Origin of the sequence: Ancylobacter sp. VNQ12 (assembly GCF_049445835.1) — a bacterium.
GTDB lineage: Bacteria > Pseudomonadota > Alphaproteobacteria > Rhizobiales > Xanthobacteraceae > Ancylobacter.
On the sequence record NZ_JBMSDU010000029.1, the window covers coordinates 23,052 to 40,325 of the forward strand.

At 65.1% G+C, this 17,274-nt stretch carries 16 protein-coding genes and 1 pseudogene; 15 read left to right on the top strand and 2 right to left on the bottom strand.

The annotated features are described in order from the left end of the window. Window positions 1–143 precede the first annotated feature (143 nt). Complete coding sequence (locus ACO2RV_RS23125) at window positions 144–3,137, top strand: N-6 DNA methylase (protein WP_244450024.1); 2,994 nt, start codon at window positions 144–146, stop codon at window positions 3,135–3,137. Continuing rightward, window positions 3,134–3,937, top strand: a complete 804-nt coding sequence (locus ACO2RV_RS23130; protein WP_244450025.1) for a hypothetical protein — start codon at window positions 3,134–3,136, stop codon at window positions 3,935–3,937. Before ACO2RV_RS23125 ends, ACO2RV_RS23130 begins: the two co-directional genes overlap by 4 nt. 408 nt (window positions 3,938–4,345) lie before the next feature. On the opposite strand, the gene ACO2RV_RS23135 is transcribed toward ACO2RV_RS23130, so the two are convergent. Next, window positions 4,346–5,467, bottom strand: coding sequence for a Fic family protein (locus ACO2RV_RS23135; RefSeq protein WP_244450026.1), 1,122 nt, complete (start codon window positions 5,465–5,467; stop codon window positions 4,346–4,348). 82 nt (window positions 5,468–5,549) lie between these two features. Between ACO2RV_RS23135 and ACO2RV_RS23140 the strand changes: the two are divergent. The 12 genes and pseudogenes from ACO2RV_RS23140 to ACO2RV_RS23195 all read left to right on the top strand — a co-directional run. Next, window positions 5,550–5,633: pseudogene (locus ACO2RV_RS23140) on the top strand (HNH endonuclease); the annotation flags it as partial. A gap of 176 nt (window positions 5,634–5,809) precedes the next feature. After that, the gene (gene trbB, locus ACO2RV_RS23145; protein ID WP_244450027.1) at window positions 5,810–6,781 is read left to right on the top strand and encodes a P-type conjugative transfer ATPase TrbB; all 972 of its coding nucleotides are present in this window, start codon (window positions 5,810–5,812) and stop codon (window positions 6,779–6,781) included. Further along, window positions 6,778–7,110 (top strand): TrbC/VirB2 family protein, encoded by a 333-nt coding sequence (locus tag ACO2RV_RS23150; protein ID WP_244450028.1) that lies wholly within the window; start codon window positions 6,778–6,780, stop codon window positions 7,108–7,110. Before trbB ends, ACO2RV_RS23150 begins: the two co-directional genes overlap by 4 nt. Further along, on the top strand, window positions 7,110–7,379 hold the full coding sequence (locus tag ACO2RV_RS23155) for a VirB3 family type IV secretion system protein (protein ID WP_244450029.1): 270 nt from the start codon (window positions 7,110–7,112) through the stop codon (window positions 7,377–7,379). Before ACO2RV_RS23150 ends, ACO2RV_RS23155 begins: the two co-directional genes overlap by 1 nt. A gap of 13 nt (window positions 7,380–7,392) precedes the next feature. Beyond that, a complete protein-coding gene (trbE, locus tag ACO2RV_RS23160) occupies window positions 7,393–9,831 on the top strand; it encodes a conjugal transfer protein TrbE (protein ID WP_244450030.1) in 2,439 nt (812 codons plus the stop codon). Next, a complete protein-coding gene (gene trbJ / locus ACO2RV_RS23165; RefSeq protein WP_244450031.1) occupies window positions 9,828–10,580 on the top strand; it encodes a P-type conjugative transfer protein TrbJ in 753 nt (250 codons plus the stop codon). Before trbE ends, trbJ begins: the two co-directional genes overlap by 4 nt. Before the next feature lie 11 nt (window positions 10,581–10,591). Further along, window positions 10,592–10,861: a putative entry exclusion protein TrbK-alt gene (trbK-alt, locus tag ACO2RV_RS23170; protein ID WP_423296583.1), complete on the top strand. Its 270-nt coding sequence runs from the start codon at window positions 10,592–10,594 to the stop codon at window positions 10,859–10,861. A gap of 1 nt (window position 10,862) precedes the next feature. Next, window positions 10,863–12,092: a P-type conjugative transfer protein TrbL gene (trbL, locus tag ACO2RV_RS23175; RefSeq protein WP_244450033.1), complete on the top strand. Its 1,230-nt coding sequence runs from the start codon at window positions 10,863–10,865 to the stop codon at window positions 12,090–12,092. Next, window positions 12,089–12,778, top strand: a complete 690-nt coding sequence (trbF, locus tag ACO2RV_RS23180; protein WP_244450034.1) for a conjugal transfer protein TrbF — start codon at window positions 12,089–12,091, stop codon at window positions 12,776–12,778. Before trbL ends, trbF begins: the two co-directional genes overlap by 4 nt. After that, on the top strand, window positions 12,775–13,758 hold the full coding sequence (gene trbG, locus ACO2RV_RS23185; RefSeq protein ID WP_244450035.1) for a P-type conjugative transfer protein TrbG: 984 nt from the start codon (window positions 12,775–12,777) through the stop codon (window positions 13,756–13,758). Before trbF ends, trbG begins: the two co-directional genes overlap by 4 nt. Continuing rightward, window positions 13,755–14,936, top strand: a complete 1,182-nt coding sequence (locus tag ACO2RV_RS23190) for a TrbI/VirB10 family protein (RefSeq protein ID WP_244450036.1) — start codon at window positions 13,755–13,757, stop codon at window positions 14,934–14,936. The genes trbG and ACO2RV_RS23190 overlap by 4 nt, the downstream gene beginning before the upstream one ends. Before the next feature lie 2 nt (window positions 14,937–14,938). Beyond that, window positions 14,939–15,211, top strand: a complete 273-nt coding sequence (locus ACO2RV_RS23195; protein WP_423296584.1) for a DUF2274 domain-containing protein — start codon at window positions 14,939–14,941, stop codon at window positions 15,209–15,211. Here ACO2RV_RS23195 and ACO2RV_RS23200 read toward each other — a convergent pair. Beyond that, window positions 15,171–16,088, bottom strand: coding sequence for a LysR family transcriptional regulator (locus ACO2RV_RS23200; protein ID WP_423296585.1), 918 nt, complete (start codon window positions 16,086–16,088; stop codon window positions 15,171–15,173). The genes ACO2RV_RS23195 and ACO2RV_RS23200 overlap by 41 nt on opposite strands. Before the next feature lie 418 nt (window positions 16,089–16,506). Between ACO2RV_RS23200 and ACO2RV_RS23205 the strand changes: the two genes are divergently transcribed. Further along, window positions 16,507–17,190, top strand: coding sequence for a type IIL restriction-modification enzyme MmeI (locus ACO2RV_RS23205; RefSeq protein ID WP_423296586.1), 684 nt, complete (start codon window positions 16,507–16,509; stop codon window positions 17,188–17,190). Window positions 17,191–17,274: the final 84 nt, after the last annotated feature.

Here is a 17,274-nt window from a genome sequence, read left to right on the forward strand (position 1 = left end):
GGAAAGTCGACCGGCGCGGCTAAGTGCCAGCAGCGCCTGCACAATCTCGCCCGAGTAATCGGTTTGTTTTCAGTGGCTTAATGCCTTTTCATGGTTTAGGGTGTCTCGTCACCCTTGGACGTGGCGGATAGGGGAGGCGAGCGATGGACGACGCGTCCCTCACGCGCAAGGTCGAGTCGCTGTGCCGCGCGCTAGGCTACGTAGGCAGCGCGACGTATTTTGCCAGCGCAGAGTCCTTTGATCGGCTCGAGAATGTACACGTCGTCATGACAGCGTTTGGGGCGATCGGCGTCCATTCCGTGTTCGGCATTTCCGATGGCGCGATTCCCGGATCTTTCAAGCCGGTCGTATATGTGGGCCAGGCGCGCGACGACGTGGCCGCGGACGAACTACACCGTCGCGTGTGGACCCAGGGCGTCGTGCCGCTGCTCATCGTCGTCACCCCTGGTGGAGTGGAAGTGAGGAACGGGTTCGGCCCACCATCCGACGGGTCTGTCCTGACGCGCCACGAGGACGTCGACGACGCCTTACACGCATCGTTGGAGGACGTTTCGGCGCGCTCCCTGACAACTTCCATTTTTTGGAAGGACCGCAAAGTCTCGCGCTCTGACACAATCGACAGCCGGCTCGTAGCCGCGATCGACCAACTGAACCGATACGCCTGCACGACGTATCCCCAACTCGATACGCGCCACGGCCGCGCGCTCGTGAACGCATTAGTCGGCAAGCTGATCTACCTATTTGTGCTGATCGACAGGGGATTGATCGACGAGCAGTGGCTGCGCGATGTCATCCTGGCCTCTGGATGCAAGGGCGTGCGATTCGCCGACGCGGCTTCCCATCGTGGTGTGCGGTCCAATTATCCGGAGTTCTCGCCCGACGAGGTCTGGGCAGCGCTGGACGCCATCGACGGAGCGATCAATGGCTGCGTGTTCCCGATCGCCGAGACCGAGCGTCCCCGAATTCCGTCTGAGCTGATCCAGTTCATCCATCGGGTCGTGCGGTGGGGCGAGGAGGTCGCGGGAAGGCAGCTAAGCTTCCTCGACGTCTCGTTCCAGGTGCTTCGCACCGAAACGATCTCGGCAATCTACGAGCGGTTCCTTCGCTTAGAGGACGGCGACGCGCAGCGCGCCGAAGGCGCCTTCTACACGCCGCCTTACTTGGCCGATTTCGTCGTTGCGCGCGCCGATGCCCAACGCCCGATGGAGGCGACCTCGCGGGTGGTTGACGCCGCGGCTGGGTCCGGCGTGTTCCTCGTCTCCGCCTACCGCCGCATCATGGAGCGATGCGCTCCGCCCGGCGGTTGGGGGCCCACCCACGCGAACGCCGCTCGCCACCTGTTAAGGGATTGCATTTTCGGCATCGAGAAGAACGCCCAGGCCGCCAATGTCTGCCGCTTCAGCCTCTATATGACGATGCTGGACTATATTGCCGGAGTGGCGATCAAGGATTTCTCCGGAATTGATGAGGGCGAGAAGCTCTTGCCTCCCCTCACCGACAACATCGTCGTCACCAGTGCCTTCTCGCATCCCTTCGAGGGCACAACGTTCACCCATGTCCTCGGCAATCCCCCTTGGCTTCGGCTGAAGCGTCAGGGTGCGAGACGCAACACCCAGGCGCCGAACCAGAGCGTTCCGGTGAACGATGACGCGTTGACCGCATTTCTCGCCGAGCTGAAGGCTGAGACGCCCGTTATGCACGGGCGCCTCTCGGACGCGTTCGTCTGGCTCGCCGTAGAGCGCCTGTGCGAGGAAGACGCCGTCATCGGGCTTATCCTGCCGACAACCTCCTTAGTGGGTCGCCAATCGGAACGCTTCGCCACGGCACTAGCCTCCAAAGTCTCCGTCCGTTCCGTGGCCAATCTCTCCTATCTGCGATACCGGCTCTTCAGCGGCGCCCGCGCGGCGGCGACGGTCGTGGTGGCGCGCCATCAAGCGCCCCAACCGTCCGACTTTGTTTCCGTATACAGACCTCGGCTGTCCTCGTTACCGCTAGGCGAGGTCGGAGACGTCTGGGCGCTTTTTGTGTCGCAGACCGACCTGCAGACCGTCCAGGTTAGGGACCTACAGGGCGACTCCAATGGCTGGTTCGGCCCGCTCATTCTCGGAACGGTGGACCGGCGGACCCGCGACGCACTTCGGAACTTCACGAGGCGGCGCAAATTGACATTCGCGGAATTCCTGATGCGCTCGGGCTTGCGCATCCAGCGCGGTGGCAACGAGGAGGATACGGGTTTCCGCTTCCCGGTGCGGACCGACAGGCAGGGGCGCGAATTACCCGTCAATCTCGTCGCCCTGCCTAAGGTTCTCGAACAGGAGATCGTTGTCGGCTATCGGGCGCTTTTCTCTGGCAACATCCTTTTGGTGCCGCGGGCCTTCAAGGGGCTACGCGTGCTCGAAGCGCCGCATGCCTTCAATTCCACTTTCTACGGGATATTTTTCGCGGATAATGGGCGCGATGCGTCGCACTTCGAATATATTCAGCGGTCTCGACAGATCGACGCGCTTTGGTCCCTGAAGGCGTTCCTCGAATCTGGCGTCGTGCAATATTTTGCGGCCCTCTACGGCGCGACGGTATTGCTCGACGGCGCACGTTTTGAGAAGGGTGATCTGCTCTCGCTTCCTTGCCCATTCGAAGACGCTTCCGAGCCGGCCTTCCTAGACCTGCATGGTTCCTCAGACAAGGATGGCTCGATCCTAGATGCGCTAGGTGCTGGCTCGGATCTGCGATGCGCGGTAAAAGAGTTCCTCTCTTTCTCGGAAGGGTATGCCGACGCGCAACTTCCTTCCGACGCGTTCGTGGAAGCGGATGAAACTCAAATCCGCGTGTATCTGGATCGCTTCACCCGCGACCTCGCAGCTGCGTTTACGGAGCGGTTCACGCCATCGGTGACGATCGAAGGGCGCGGCGACGGCGTCGTCAGGCTCCGCGTCGCGTTCGGGCAGGACGCGGAGCAAGAGGGAGCCGCCCCGCCGAACCGTGATGGCAAGTTCGTGGCTTCGAGCGTCGTCTCGTTCGACGCAAAGAGCCGGGTGGCGCACCTAAGTAAATCTTCGGCGTTGTTCGCCTGGATGGCCGATCAGGCCGTGGACGACGCTGGCGAAGTTATCAGGCAGGTCGTTTCGGGATGTCCATGAGAAGATGGCCTGCGGATGATCTGGCGGACGACGCCTGGCATCGATTCCTCGGCGAGGCGATCGGCGGCCTGCGCGAAGCGGCGCGACGGGTTCGCGAGCCGGCGTCGACCGAGCGACGGCCCGGGTGGTTCGGCAAGAGCAACAAGGCCTTCAAGGGCGCCAAGCTTCCGGACGAGACATCGATAAGCCAGGCGCTTATCGAGGCGATGGAGGAGATCCGCGACGAGCAGTTCATAGTTGCGCCGAGCCGAGGATCGTCGATCCCCAATCTGACGGGCATGGACTTCCATGTCGAGGTCGCGCGACGATACGATCCGGCGATCGGACCGCGCGCCCAGCCCACCGACATACAGCTGGCGATCCATCGCGACCGTCTCGACCTGCGCCTTGAGGCGAAGAAGCTCACGAGACTGGGTGACATCGCCGCCGACTATCTCGGCGCGGACGGCTTGGGACGTTTCGACGATGCCTGCGCTCCTTATACCCTGGAGCGATTTGGAGGGATGCTCGCATACGTGACCGACCGCGACGCGGCCGAGTGGACGCTGTTGATCTCGGAGGGGATCCGCGCTGCATTGCCTTCCGATCGCGTGAAAACGACGCTTTTGCTGGGGGACGAGATAATTACGACCACGCACTTGCGCGACGTCGATATCGCGGTCCATGGGATCCAAGGTCGCTTCTCGACTGATGTCGTGCATCTCGTGTTCGAGTTCGACGCCTGGCCGAACCGGAGGATCGCGAGTTCGAACGACCGCATTGACGATCGGCGTACTAAAGAAGCCCAGCCGGAGGGGTAATGGGCAGGTTTGCCCGTATCACGCCTGCCATTCCGCCGCCCTCTCCATGATTTCTAACGAACGCTTGCGCACTTCGCTCCTCGGGATCGGATGTATCGCGGGGACGGCTCGCTGCAAATGCTTCAAGCGGTTTGGCTCAGCCTGTGTGAACGGAAACGCTGGCGACTGCCAGAAAGCGGACGCTACCGGCGTCAGCTATGGGCCAATTCCGGCCTCGGACATTCATCGGCTATATGTCCGCTTCTCGTTTGAAGTCCCCAAAAGCTGCCAGTGCGCTCCCGGCCCCAAACCGGCTGTTCGTCGCAGCCGCAGCGAACTTCGGCTTCTGGCGCGTCCTGCAGGTTCAAGGGGGATGCCTCGCCGAGGGCGCCCCAAAGACCCCAAACAGTTGCGGCACGTGCCGCCAGCTCACGACCTTTCAGCCTTTCCCGGCAGATTCAGGTGGTAGCGGGTGTATCGGCGTTCCCCGGTTCGCGTCAGAGCTCCTTGTTCCACCATATCGTGCAGATCGCGCGTGGCGGTGGGGCGTGAGGTGCCGGTGATCGCGAGGTAGTTCTCCGCGCTCAGGCCGCCCGTGAAGCCGCCGGGGCCCTCGCGGAACAGGCGGGCGATCACCTTCTCCTGCCGTTCGTTCATCTTGTCGCGGAAGCGATCGTAAAAATGTGCCTTGGCGATGTAGAAGGCGACGCGATCGAGCGTTGTCTGCTGGGCCGCGATGATTGTTTCGGCGAAATAGACCAGCCAGCCCGTGACATCGAGCGTCCGCTGATGGTTCTCGAGCTGGTCGTAATAGGCCTTGCGATGCTGCTCGATGGTATGGGCGAGCGCGATCAGGGTCGGCTGCCCGATGTTCTGGGCGAGGGATTTTTCCGCCAATGTCCGGCCGATGCGACCGTTGCCGTCCTCGAAGGGGTGGATGCTCTCGAAATAGAGATGTCCGATCCCGGCCCGGGTGAGTGCTGGCAAGGGCGTTCCACCGTCCGGGGCCGAGCCTTTGAACCAGGCGAGATAGGCGGCCATCTCGTCCGGAACCCGAGAGGATGGCGGCGCCTCGAAATGCACGGTCGGCCGATCCTGGCGGCCATACACGATCTGCATCGCGTCTTCATGGCGACGGTAGCCGCCGATGGCCTCCAGATGCCGGCTATCCGCCATCAGCATGCGGTGCCAGCGGAATAGCGTGTCGGCGTCGAGGGGATCGGCCCAGCTCCGATAGAGATCGACCATCATCTCCGCGATGCCCCGTTCCTTCGGCCTCACGTTGCGATTGTCGGTGTCGAGGCCGAGCTGACGGCGCAGGGAGGATTGCACGCTGAGGCGATCCAGCGCCTCCCCTTCGATCGCGCTAGTCTTGACCGCCTCGTCGCTGAGGAGTTCGATCCGCAGCAGGTCCCGCTCGTCATCGCTCACATGCCGGACCGCACCGATCACCTCGCCGGTGAGCAGCAGGAACCGCCGCTCCAGCGGTTCGAGGGCAACCGGATCATAGGCAAAATGCGGCCAGCCGTGCTGCGTCCAGTTCCACACCATGAGCGGCAGAGTCTCCCGCTATAGCTCACATAATAGCGGATACGTGATCGATAGATAGCCATCCTATCGCTCATGGCGGAGCCGCGCCATCGCGCCACGCAGGTTGATCGAGCGACCCCATCCCCATTTCCTGCGCTGGCACAGGGAGCATTGTTTCAAGCCGTGAAGCGGAGGCTTCCTATGAAGCTTCCGATAACCGGACAGCCGTTCCCGCCGTTCACCTGTCGTTGCACGCCACGCTGCGACGCGGATCGAATCCTGTTGAACCGGCCTAATATCGGGCTCTTTTAATCATCCCCACCCGGGATGAGATCGTCAGGACCCCGGCACGTCGGGGTTGGCATGGCGGCAGCACATCATCATCAGGGTTTCGCCCGCGGCGCGCGGATGCTGCGCACGGCGCTGGGTCCGGCCATCGCCCGGCATCTGGAAGACTCGGCTGTCGTCGAGGTGATGTTGAACCCAGACGGGCGATTGTGGATCGACCGTCTCTCGGAGGGACTGTCCGACACCGGTGAGCGGCTTTTGCCTGCAGACGGCGAGCGCATCGTGCGGCTCGTCGCGCATCATGTCGGCGCCGAGGTTCATGCGGGAGCCCCGCGCGTTTCAGCTGAGCTGCCCGAGACGGGAGAACGTTTCGAGGGATTGTTGCCGCCGGTCGTGGCGGCGCCGACTTTCGCCATCCGCAAGCCCGCCGTCGCGGTGTTCACGCTCGAGGATTATGTCCGCGCCCGGATCATGTCCGCCGGACAGGCCGACGCGCTGCGCCATGGTGTTGTCTCTCGCGCCAACATTCTCGTCGCGGGCGGCACCTCGACGGGCAAGACCACTTTGACCAATGCGCTCCTCGCCGAGGTCGCGAAAACCTCCGATCGCGTTGTTCTCATCGAGGATACGCGCGAGTTGCAATGCGCTGCGCCGAACCTCGTTGCCCTGCGCACCAAGGATGGAGCCGCTTCGCTCTCCGACCTTGTTCGCTCCGCGCTGCGGCTGCGTCCCGACCGCATCCCCATCGGCGAGGTGCGCGGCGCAGAGGCGCTCGACCTGCTCAAGGCGTGGGGCACTGGCCATCCCGGCGGCATCGGCACCATCCATGCCGGCAGTGCACTCGGCGCGCTGCGCCGGATGGAGCAACTCATCCAGGAAGCCGTCGTCACCGTCCCGCGCGCGCTGATCGCCGAGACCATCAATCTCGTGGCCGTGCTCGCGGGCCGCGGTGCGGCGCGCCGGCTCACCGAACTCGCCCATGTCGAGGGCCTCGGCCCCGATGGCGACTACCGCGTCACCCCTGCTTTCACCGGAGATCCCTCATGATCCGATCGCTCCATCGCGCCCGTAGCGCCGCCCGCTTGGCCGTGTCTGCCACCTGCATCAGCCTGATGGCCATGGCCAGCGCTCATGCCTCCGGCTCCTCCATGCCGTGGGAGGCGCCGCTGCAATCCATCCTTCAATCGATCGAAGGGCCGGTCGCCAAGATCATCGCCGTCATTGTCATCATCTCGACCGGGCTGGCGCTGGCCTTCGGCGACACGTCGGGCGGCTTCCGCCGGCTGATCCAGATCGTGTTCGGCCTGTCGATCGCCTTCGCCGCCTCGAGCTTCTTCCTGTCCTTCTTCTCCTTCGGCGGCGGAGCGCTCGTCTGATGGCGGAGCCGATCGACGTCCCCGGCTTCAGCGTTCAGGTCCACCGGGCGCTGACCGAGCCGATCCTGCTCGGCGGGGCGCCGCGTGCCATCGCCATCGTCAATGGCACGCTCGCCGGGGCCGTGGGTCTCGGCCTGCGCCTGTGGCTGGTCGGCCTCGCCATCGGAATGATCGGCCATGTCGCGGCGATGTGGGCGGCGAAGCGTGATCCGCTTTTCGTCGAGGTGGTGCGTCGGCATCTGCGCATCCCCGCGCATCTCTCGGTCTGAGCGGGGTGCCATTATGATGAACCTCGCCGAGTATCGCAGCCGCAACCGCCGCCTTGCCGATTTCCTGCCCTGGGCGGCACTGGTCGCGCCCGGCATCGTGCTGAACAAGGACGGCTCGTTCCAGCGCACGGCGCGTTTTCGCGGGCCGGACCTCGACAGCGCCGTGCCAGCCGAGCTCGTCGCGGTCGCCGGGCGGCTAAATAACGCCTTTCGTCGCCTCGGCTCGGGTTGGGCGATATTCGTGGAGGCGCAGCGCCATGCCGCCGCGACCTATCCGGCGAGCACCTTCCCCGATGCCGCCTCCGCTTTGGTCGATGCCGAGCGGCGGGCCGACTTTGAAGAAGCCGGAAGCCATTTCGAGTCGAGCTACTTCCTGACCTTCACCTTCCTCCCGCCGGCCGAGGATGCCGCGCGCACCGAAGGCTGGCTTTATGAAGGGCGGGACAAGGCGGGTCTCGATCCCCATGAGACGTTGCGCGGCTTTGCCGACCGGACCGATCGGCTCCTCAACCTCATCGATGCCTTCATGCCGGAATGCCGCTGGCTCGATGACGGCGAGACGCTGACCTACCTGCATGGCTGCGTCTCGACGCAGCGGCACCGTGTCCGCGTGCCAGAGACGCCGATCTATCTCGACGCGCTGCTTCCCGATCAGCCGCTCACCGGCGGGCTGGACCCGCGCCTTGGCGACCAGCATCTGCGGGTGCTGACCATTACCGGCTTTCCCACGGTGACGACGCCCGGCCTGCTCGATGAGCTGAACCGGCTGGCCTTTCCGTATCGCTGGTCCACCCGCGCTATCCTGCTCGACAAGGCGGACGCCGTTCGGCTGCTGACCAGGATCCGCCGCCAGTGGTTCGCCAAGCGCAAATCCATCGCCGCCATCCTGAAGGAGGTGATGACCAACGAGGCATCCGTCCTCGTGGACTCGGATGCCGCGAACAAGGCTGAAGATGCCGACCTCGCCCTGCAGGAGCTCGGGGCGGATCACGCCGGCATCGCCTATGTCACCGCGACAGTGACCGTGTGGGATGCCGATCCGCGCATCGCCGACGAGAAGCTGCGACGGGTCGAGAAGGCCATCCAGGGCCGCGACTTCACGGTGATGACCGAGACCATCAATGCCGTCGACGCCTGGCTCGGGTCTTTGCCCGGCCACGTCTATGCCAATGTCCGCCAGCCGCCGATCTCGACGCTCAATCTCGCCCACATGATCCCGCTGTCAGCAGTGTGGGCCGGCGAGAGCCGCGACGCGCATTTCGATGCACCGCCGCTGCTTTTCGGCAAGACCGAGGGCTCGACTCCGTTCCGGTTCTGCCTCCATGTGGGCGATGTCGGCCATACCCTCGTCGTGGGCCCCACCGGCGCGGGCAAGTCCGTGCTGCTGGCGCTGATGGCGTTGCAGTTCCGGCGCTACGCCGGTGCGCAGGTGTTTGCCTTCGACTTCGGGGGCTCGATCCGTGCCGCGGCGCTCGCCATGGGCGGGGACTGGCACGATCTCGGTGGCGGGCTCAGCGAGGGCAGCGCGGAGAGCGTTTCGCTCCAGCCGCTTGCGCGCATCGATGAAGCTGCCGAGCGCGCTTGGGCCGCAGACTGGCTTACTGCCATCCTCACCCGCGAAGGTATTCCCATCACGCCGCAGGTGAAGGAGCACATCTGGACGGCGTTGACCTCGCTCGCCTCGGCGCCGGTCGAGGAGCGCACCCTCACAGGCCTCTGCGTCCTCCTGCAGTCCAACGACCTGAAGCAGGCACTGCGTCCCTATTGCCTCGGCGCGGCATGGGGCCGGCTGCTTGACGCCGAGAGCGAGCATCTGGGCTCAGCCACCGTCCAGGCCTTCGAGACGGAAGGTCTGATCGGCATGGAGGCCGCGCCGGCGGTGCTGGCTTATCTGTTCCACCGGATCGAGGACCGGCTCGACGGATCTCCGACCCTCATCATCATCGATGAGGGCTGGCTGGCGCTGGACGATGAGGGCTTCGCCGGCCAGTTGCGGGAGTGGCTGAAGACGCTGCGCAAGAAGAACGCCTCCGTCATTTTCGCTACGCAATCGCTCTCAGATATCGACGGCTCGGCGATCGCGCCCGCGATCATTGAAAGCTGCCCCACGAGGCTCTTGCTCCCCAATGAGCGGGCCATCGAGCCGCAGATCACCGCCATCTATCGCCGCTTCGGCCTGAACGACCGCCAGATCGAGATCCTCGCGCGGGCGACCCCGAAGCGCGACTACTATTGCCAGTCGCGGCGCGGCAACCGGCTGTTTGAGCTCGGCCTCAGCGAGGTCGCGCTGGCGCTGTGCGCTGCATCCTCCAAGACCGACCAGCAGGCCGTCGACAAGGTCTTCGCCGCGCACGGTCGCGACGGCTTCCTGGACGCTTGGCTGCGTCATCGCGGCCTCGGCTGGGCCGCCGACCTCATTCCCAACCTCACCAATCTGGAGACGCAGCCATGACGCTGTCCCGTCCGCGCGCGCTCACCGTCGCCGTCGCGCTTCTGTCCGCGTCGCTCGCCCTCGCACCCGTGCTGTCCCCGCCCGCGCAGGCCCTCACGGTCTATGATCCCTGGAACTACGCGGAGAACATGATATCGGCGGCGCGGGCGCTGGAGCAGATCAACAACCAGATCACCTCGCTGCAGAACGAAGCGCAAATGCTGATCAACCAGGCGCGCAATCTCGCCAGCCTGCCGCATTCCTCGTTGCTGCAGATCCAGCAATCGGTCCAGCGCACCCAGCAGTTGCTCGGGCAGGCGCAGAGCATCGCTTTCGATGTCGGCCAGATCGACCAGGCCTTCCAGCAGCGCTATGGCAATATCCCGCTCTCGGCCTCCGATGCCGATCTCGTCGCCGGTGCGCGCTCGCGCTGGCAGACCACGGTAGGGGGCTTGCAGGATGCGCTGCGGGTGCAGGCCGGCGTCGTCGGCAATGTCGACGCCAACAAGGCCGAGATGGCGACCCTCGTCGGCCAGAGCCAGGGTGCCACGGGCGCGCTTCAGGCCACGCAGGCCGGCAACCAGTTACTCGCCCTGCAGTCGCAGCAGCTTTCCGACCTGATCGCGGTGATGTCCGCCAATGGGCGCGCCGCGGCGCTCTCCGAGGCGGAACGCGCAACCGCCGCCGAGCAGGGACGCGAGCAGCGCCGGCGCTTCCTCACCCCGGGCGCCGGCTACCAGGCCGGCACTGCCCGCATGTTCAGCAACTGACGGAGGCGAACATGGACGGAGCCATGCTGGCCCGGCTCGGCGCGGTGATCTTCGTAGCCATCGCCGGCACGGCGGCGGTTCTTGAGATGAGCCGGGAGGAGAAGGCGCCGGAGCCTTCACCCATTCGGACGGTCGAGGCCGAGCGCGATCCTTTGCGCGATGAGCAGCAGCGGTGTCAGCAGCTTGGAGAAGCCGCCGCGCAGGACGCCGCATGCCTGAAGGTCTGGGCGCAGACGCGCGACCGCTTTCTCGGCCGTCCCGCGACGACTGAAGGCCACTGAGATGGGCGGCACCGGCGTCATCGACACTTTCCTGGGTGTCTTCACCTCCTATATCGACAGCGGCTTCGGCCTGCTGGGCGGCGAGGTCGCCTTCATCGCCACCACGCTCATCGTCATCGACGTGACGCTGGCGGCGCTGTTCTGGTCGTGGGGCGCTGATGACGACATCATCGCCCGGCTCATCAAGAAGACGCTGTTCGTCGGCGTCTTCGCCTACATCATCGGCAACTGGAACACCCTCGCCCGCATCGTCTTCGAGAGCTTCGCCGGGCTTGGGCTGAAGGGATCGGGCACGGCATTTTCCGTCAGCGACCTCATGCGTCCGGGCAAGGTGGCCCAGACCGGGCTCGATGCTGGTCGGCCGCTGCTCGAGTCCATCTCCGATTTGATGGGCTGGGTCGCCTTCTTCGAGAACTTCATCCAGATCGCCTGCCTGCTGTTTGCCTGGGCGCTGGTGCTGCTCTCCTTCTTCATCCTCGCGGTGCAGCTCTTCGTCACCCTGATCGAGTTCAAGCTGACCACGCTCGCCGGCTTCGTGCTGATCCCCTTCGGCCTGTTCGGCAAGACCGCCTTCATGGCCGAACGGGTGCTCGGCAATGTCGTGTCCTCCGGCATCAAGGTCATGGTGCTCGCCGTCATCATCGGCATCGGCTCCACCCTGTTTGGCCAGTTCACCGCCGGCTTCGGTGGTCAGACGCCAACCATCGATGACGCCATGGCCATCGTGCTGGCTGCTCTGTCCCTGCTCGGTCTCGGCATCTTCGGTCCCGGCATTGCCGCCGGCCTTGTCTCCGGTGGTCCGCAGCTGAGCGCGGGGGCCGCGGTCGGCACCGGCCTCGCTGCCGGTGGCGCCATGCTGGCCGCCGGCGGTGCTGCCAGCCTCGCCGTCCGAGGCGGCGGAGCGGCGCTCTCCGCGACGGCGGCCGCGGCGCGGGGTGGCGCAACGGCCTATAGCCTCGGTTCCGCCGGCCAGTCCGGCATGGCGGGTGTCGCCTCAGGTCTCGGTGGCGTCGCGCGAGCCGCGGGCTCTGCCGCCGTGTCACCGCTCGCGAACGCCGTCAGCGGTACGGCCTCAGCCTCCTCCGCCGGTGACGTGCCCGACTGGGCCAAGCGCATGAAGCGCGGCCAGTCGCTTCGCCACGGCGTCTCCGCCGCCGCCCATGCTGTGCGCTCCGGTGACAGCCATGCCGGCGGCTCTTCCGTCTCCCTCAGCGAGAGCGACCGCTCATGAGCCTCTTCAAGCGACCCGCGACACATTACGGCACCTCGCCCGAGCCCGTCACGCCCTATCAGAAGGCGGCCCAGGTCTGGGACGAGCGTATCGGCTCGGCCCGTGTGCAGGCGAAGAACTGGCGACTGATGGCCTTTGGCAGTCTGTTGCTCTCGGCCGGCTTTGCCTCGGCGCTGATCTGGCAGTCGACGCGGGGCACCGTCGTGCCCTGGGTGGTCGAGGTCGATCGTCTCGGCCAGACGCAGGCCGTTGGACCCGCCACCGGCGATTATCGCCCCACCGATCCGCAGATTGCCTGGCATCTCGCCCGCTTCATCGAGCAGGTGCGCAGCCTGCCGGCCGATCCCGTTATCGTGCGGCAGAACTGGCTCAGGGCCTATGAATTCACCACAGATCGGGGCGCCGCCGCGCTCAACGATTATGCCCGCGCCAACGATCCTTTTACCCGGGTCGGCAAGCAGCAGATCGCCGTCGAGGTCTCCAGCGTGATCCGGGCCTCGCCCGATTCCTTCCGTCTCGCCTGGGTTGAGCGGCGCTACGAGAACGGCCAGCTCGCCGCCACCGAGCGCTGGAGCGCGATCTTGACCCTCGTGATCCAGCCGCCGCACGATGCCGAGCGCCTGCGTACCAATCCCCTTGGCATCTATGTCAACGCCATCAGCTGGTCGCGGGAGATGAGCCAGTGAAAACGTCGATCCGTAAATCCGCATCTCCGGCTCTGTGCCGATCCGCCTTTGCGGTTCTCCTGCTCTCGGCAACCGCGCTTGGCGGCTGCGCATCGGCACCGAAGCCGCCACAGATCAGCTATGACAGTGAGGTGCCGGCGCTGCCGACGGCGCCGACAGTGGTTGCGGATGACCGGCCGCGGCCGCTCCACACGCCGCCCGCCTGGACGCCGGCCAAGGGCGGCACGGATGCGAAAACACCGGTTGCCCGCGTCGAGAACGCCAACGCGGCTGCGCGGGTCGAGCCGCGCCGCGAGGGCTATTACAACGCCATCCAGATCTACCCCTGGAGCGAGGGCGCGCTCTATCAGGTCTATGCCGCGCCCGGCCAGATCACCAACATCGCGCTGGAGCCGGGCGAGAGCCTGACCGGCAGCGGGCCGATCGCGGCAGGCGATACCGCGCGCTGGATCATCGGCGACACCGAGAGCGGCGAAGGGGCGAACCGGCGCGTGCATGTGCTGGTGAAGCCGACGCGGGCGGACATCTCCACGAATCTTGTCATCACCACCGACCGGCGCAGCTACATGATCGAACTGCGCGCCGGCGAGAAACCCTATATGCCGGCCGTCGCCTGGGCCTATCCGCAGGTTCCGGGAGCGCAGCGCCCCATTGTTCCGCCGACGCCGGTCATCCCGAATTTCGCGGCCCGCAACTATCGCTATGCGCTTACCGGCGACACGCCGCCCTGGCGGCCAATCGCTGTCTATGACGACGGACGCAAGGTCTATGTCGAGTTCCCGCGCGGCATCGTTCAGGGCGAGATGCCGCCTCTCTTCGTAATCGGCGCGGATGGCGAAGCCCAGATCGTCAATAGCCGCATCCACCAGAACATCCTGATCGTCGACCGGCTGTTCGGCGCGGCCGAGCTGCGCCTCGGTGGCGGCGAGCGTCCGCAGAAGGTGCGGATCGAGCGTACGGACGGGAGGCCGGCATCATGAGCAGCCCCGACAATCATGACCTAGAGGCGGATCTCGGCGCTCCGACCACCGATCACGCCGCCGCCATGCGGCTGCGTCCCGAGCCGCCGCGCGTCACGCGTCTCTCACGCAAGGTACTGGCCGGTGCCGGGTTGGTCGTCGGCCTCGGCATTGGTGGCGCGCTGATCTATGCGCTGCAGGGGCGAGACAAAGGAACCGGCGGCGAGGAACTTTATTCCACCCAGAACCGCTCCACCGCCGATGGCCTTGCCGGCCTGCCGAGGGATTACACTGGCCCCATCCTGGGTCCGCCTCTTCCCGGCGATCTCGGCCGGCCGATCCTTGATGCACAGAACCGCGGCCAGCCCGTCGTGCCGCCAACAATGACGGCGCCACAGGTCGATCCCGAGCAGCAGCGCCGTCTCGCCGAGCAGGAAGCAGCGCGGACCAGCCGCGTATTCTTCCAGGCGGCACAGGCTCGCGCGCCGGTGTCGTCAGTAACGGGTGCTTCAAGCTTCAGCGGCCTTGGCGCCGTCGGGCCGGGCGGTACGCCTTCAGCCCAGGACCGCCAGCTCGCCTTCCTCAATGCCGCGGTCGATCGGCGCGTGGTCGCATCCGATCGCGTCATGGCGCCAGCATCGCCTTATGTGCTGCAAGCCGGCGCTGTCATCCCCGCCGCGCTCATCACCGGCATTCGCTCCGACTTGCCGGGCCAGATTACCGCCCAGGTCACCGAGAACGTCTATGACAGCCCGACCGGCCGCATCCTGATCATCCCGCAGGGCACACGGCTGCTCGGCCAATACGACAATGGTGTCGGCTTCGGTCAGCGCCGGATCCTGCTGGTCTGGAACCGGCTGATCTTCCCCAATGGCCGCTCCATCGTGCTGGAGCGTCAGCCAGGCACCGATGCGCAGGGCTATGCCGGCCTCGAGGACGGCGTCGACATGCACTGGTGGGACCTCGCCAAGGCGGTCGGTCTCTCGACGCTGCTCTCCGTCAGCGCCGAGCTCGCCATGGATGATGAGGACGAACTGATCCAGGCGCTGCAGAGCGGCGCGCAGGACACCATCAACGATGCCGGCCAGGAGATCATCCGCCGGCAGTTGAACGTCGCGCCGACCCTGACCATCCGCCCGGGATTCCCGGTGCGGGTCATGGTCACGCGCGACCTCGTGCTCGAACCCTACAGGTACTGACCATGGCGAAGCTGAAACTTGGACCTATCGCGAACGACAAGCCGGTAAAGGTGGCGCTGTCGCTGCCCGGCGCGTTGCACCGCGATCTTGTCGCCTATGCCGAGGTGCTCGCGCGGGAAACCGGCGAGCCGGCCCCGGATCCCGTGAAGCTCGTCGTGCCCATGTTGGAGCGTTTCATCGCCACGGATCGGGAATTCGCAAAGGTGCGCCGCAGGGCTGGCGGCGCTGCGAGCATCAGCGCGTTGCAGACCGCGCCTGGGCCATCTTCCGTGTGAGGCTGAGCAAGGTGCGCACCGCCGGATTGTCGTTTTTCGGCGAATAGATCACCGAGAACGGCACCTCCTCGCCGGAAAGCGGCCGGTACACCACTTCCGGCAGGCTGATCACTGTCTCGGATTCCAGCACCGGCACAACCCCGCGCCCGGTGGCGACGAGGCCGAGAAGGCTGTAGCGGGCGACTTGCTGCGTGCTGATGCGTGGCGAGATGTCGAGCTCCCGGAATTTGCGCTCAAGAAACCCACGCACCTCATTGCCGGAACCTTCGGTGCGGACAAGAAAGGTCTCATCCACGAGATCTCGCCAGGACAGTACCTCTCTCTGGACCAGAGGATGAAGCCGCGGCAGCGCGAACAGAAGTGGTTCGCTCCACGAGGAAATTGCATCACAGTCCGGCCAGCTTTGCCGGCCCAGCACGAATGCGGCGTCGAGATCAAACCGCCGTATCGCGGCCGCGTGATTTTCGGCAGGCGCTTCGACAAAGTCGATGTGAACACCCCCGTATCGGCTGTCATAGGTCTGGAACAGGTCGCGCAGAAAGCCGGAGGACAGGTTCGAGAACAGCCCGACCCTCAGGTGCCCTTCTTCCGCCCGGCCGAACGCAGCGGCCTCCTCGCCGGCTTCGCGAATCTGATCCAGCGCCTGCCGTGTCCGGCTGAGATACCTTTGCCCCGCCAGAGTGAGGTTCACCCCGCTCGAATGCCGGATGAACAGCGAGACGCCGATCTCATCCTCCAGATCCCGGACGCTCCGGCTGATGGACGATTCCTTGACCTCAAGTGCCACCCCCGCCTTGCGGAAGCTTCCGTGCTCGGCGGCCGCCACGAAATAGCGCAGATGGCGCAATTCGATCGAGGTGGAAAACGGCGCAGCCATCCGGGCTCCGGCGTGTTGAAGAACTTCTGGATATTGATACCCAAAGTTGCGGCCACGTCGAGGGTTGCAGATGAGTATCGTCACTGCGCAGCTATCCGCACACACGATCATGGCTCAAATTCCCATTCCCTAAAGGGATGCGAGCTAGCCTCGCTATAATTCGGAGTGATTTGATCGCGTCGGTGTCGGGCGGGGCGGTCCTGCCGATGAAGATGAGGATCACTGGCCGGTGGACTGACCGCTCGGACGCAGCCCTTTCGGTGCAGGCGCCCTTAGCGCTCGCGCTATGCTCGTGGTATGCCCTCTCGACGTTTGGAGGATTGGCACCTCTATGCCGCATGGCAGCCGCAGGCTGTGCGATTTTGATCTGATAGGATGATGTATACGGGGTGAAATTTATGTGGCTGGCAACGCTCTCATGCTGACCCCGACTGAGATTTACGACAACGTCGAAGCCTTGGCCGCCCGTCGGCCTGAGGGTGGAGCGTTCGGCCTGGAGCTGATGGAGGCCGTGGGCGCGCCGCGCGCAACGATCACTCGCCTTCGCGAGGAGGCGGCTACCGGCGCGTTTACGTGGACACGTATGTTGCGCTTCGAGGTCGTGCCGAAAGGCGAGACCGGCGTCGCCCTGGATCGGATGCGGGCTGAGACGGAGGGTCGCCCGAAAGCCAAGCGCTCGCGCATCCTCGTGGCGTATGATGGCGAGGCCATAGCCGCGCGGGATACCAAAATCGGCGATGAGCAGCGGATCGGGATCGACGCGCTTGCCTATGAGGCCGACATCTTCTTTCCGCTCGGCGGGCATGAGCGCCACGTCCCCGATCCCGAGCGCCTCGCGGATGTTCGCGCCACCAAGCATCTGTCGCGCCTATTCGACGCCGTTCGCGACGCGAATCCCGGCTGGAACACCCTGGCCGATCGTCACGCCCTCAACGTGTTCATGGCGCGGCTTCTCTTCTGCCTGTTCTCGGACGATGTCGGCATCTTCGAGAAGGATGCCTTCGAGACCGCGCTTCAGCAGTCGACCCGGACGGACGGCACCGACCTCAAGGCCTTCCTCTGTCCGGCGTCAGCACTGATGGGACCAAATCGGCTTAACTGAGAACGGAGGATTTCTGGTTCATCGTAGCCTTCAAAGGAGCGAAGATGAGACAGAAATCCGGAACCGGGAAAGCGCCGGCAGAGC

Bases quoted from the DNA above. Each gene is read 5' to 3' on its own strand.
- ACO2RV_RS23125 (WP_244450024.1), top strand. From the start codon at position 144: ATGGACGACGCGTCCCTCACGCGCAAGGTCGAGTCGCTGTGCCGCGCG.
- ACO2RV_RS23130 (WP_244450025.1), top strand. From the start codon at position 3,134: ATGAGAAGATGGCCTGCGGATGATCTGGCGGACGACGCCTGGCATCGA.
- ACO2RV_RS23135 (WP_244450026.1), bottom strand. From the start codon at position 5,467: ATGGTGTGGAACTGGACGCAGCACGGCTGGCCGCATTTTGCCTATGAT.
- trbB (WP_244450027.1), top strand. From the start codon at position 5,810: ATGGCGGCAGCACATCATCATCAGGGTTTCGCCCGCGGCGCGCGGATG.
- ACO2RV_RS23150 (WP_244450028.1), top strand. From the start codon at position 6,778: ATGATCCGATCGCTCCATCGCGCCCGTAGCGCCGCCCGCTTGGCCGTG.
- ACO2RV_RS23155 (WP_244450029.1), top strand. From the start codon at position 7,110: ATGGCGGAGCCGATCGACGTCCCCGGCTTCAGCGTTCAGGTCCACCGG.
- trbE (WP_244450030.1), top strand. From the start codon at position 7,393: ATGATGAACCTCGCCGAGTATCGCAGCCGCAACCGCCGCCTTGCCGAT.
- trbJ (WP_244450031.1), top strand. From the start codon at position 9,828: ATGACGCTGTCCCGTCCGCGCGCGCTCACCGTCGCCGTCGCGCTTCTG.
- trbK-alt (WP_423296583.1), top strand. From the start codon at position 10,592: ATGGACGGAGCCATGCTGGCCCGGCTCGGCGCGGTGATCTTCGTAGCC.
- trbL (WP_244450033.1), top strand. From the start codon at position 10,863: ATGGGCGGCACCGGCGTCATCGACACTTTCCTGGGTGTCTTCACCTCC.
- trbF (WP_244450034.1), top strand. From the start codon at position 12,089: ATGAGCCTCTTCAAGCGACCCGCGACACATTACGGCACCTCGCCCGAG.
- ACO2RV_RS23190 (WP_244450036.1), top strand. From the start codon at position 13,755: ATGAGCAGCCCCGACAATCATGACCTAGAGGCGGATCTCGGCGCTCCG.
- ACO2RV_RS23195 (WP_423296584.1), top strand. From the start codon at position 14,939: ATGGCGAAGCTGAAACTTGGACCTATCGCGAACGACAAGCCGGTAAAG.
- ACO2RV_RS23200 (WP_423296585.1), bottom strand. From the start codon at position 16,088: ATGGCTGCGCCGTTTTCCACCTCGATCGAATTGCGCCATCTGCGCTAT.
- ACO2RV_RS23205 (WP_423296586.1), top strand. From the start codon at position 16,507: ATGCTGACCCCGACTGAGATTTACGACAACGTCGAAGCCTTGGCCGCC.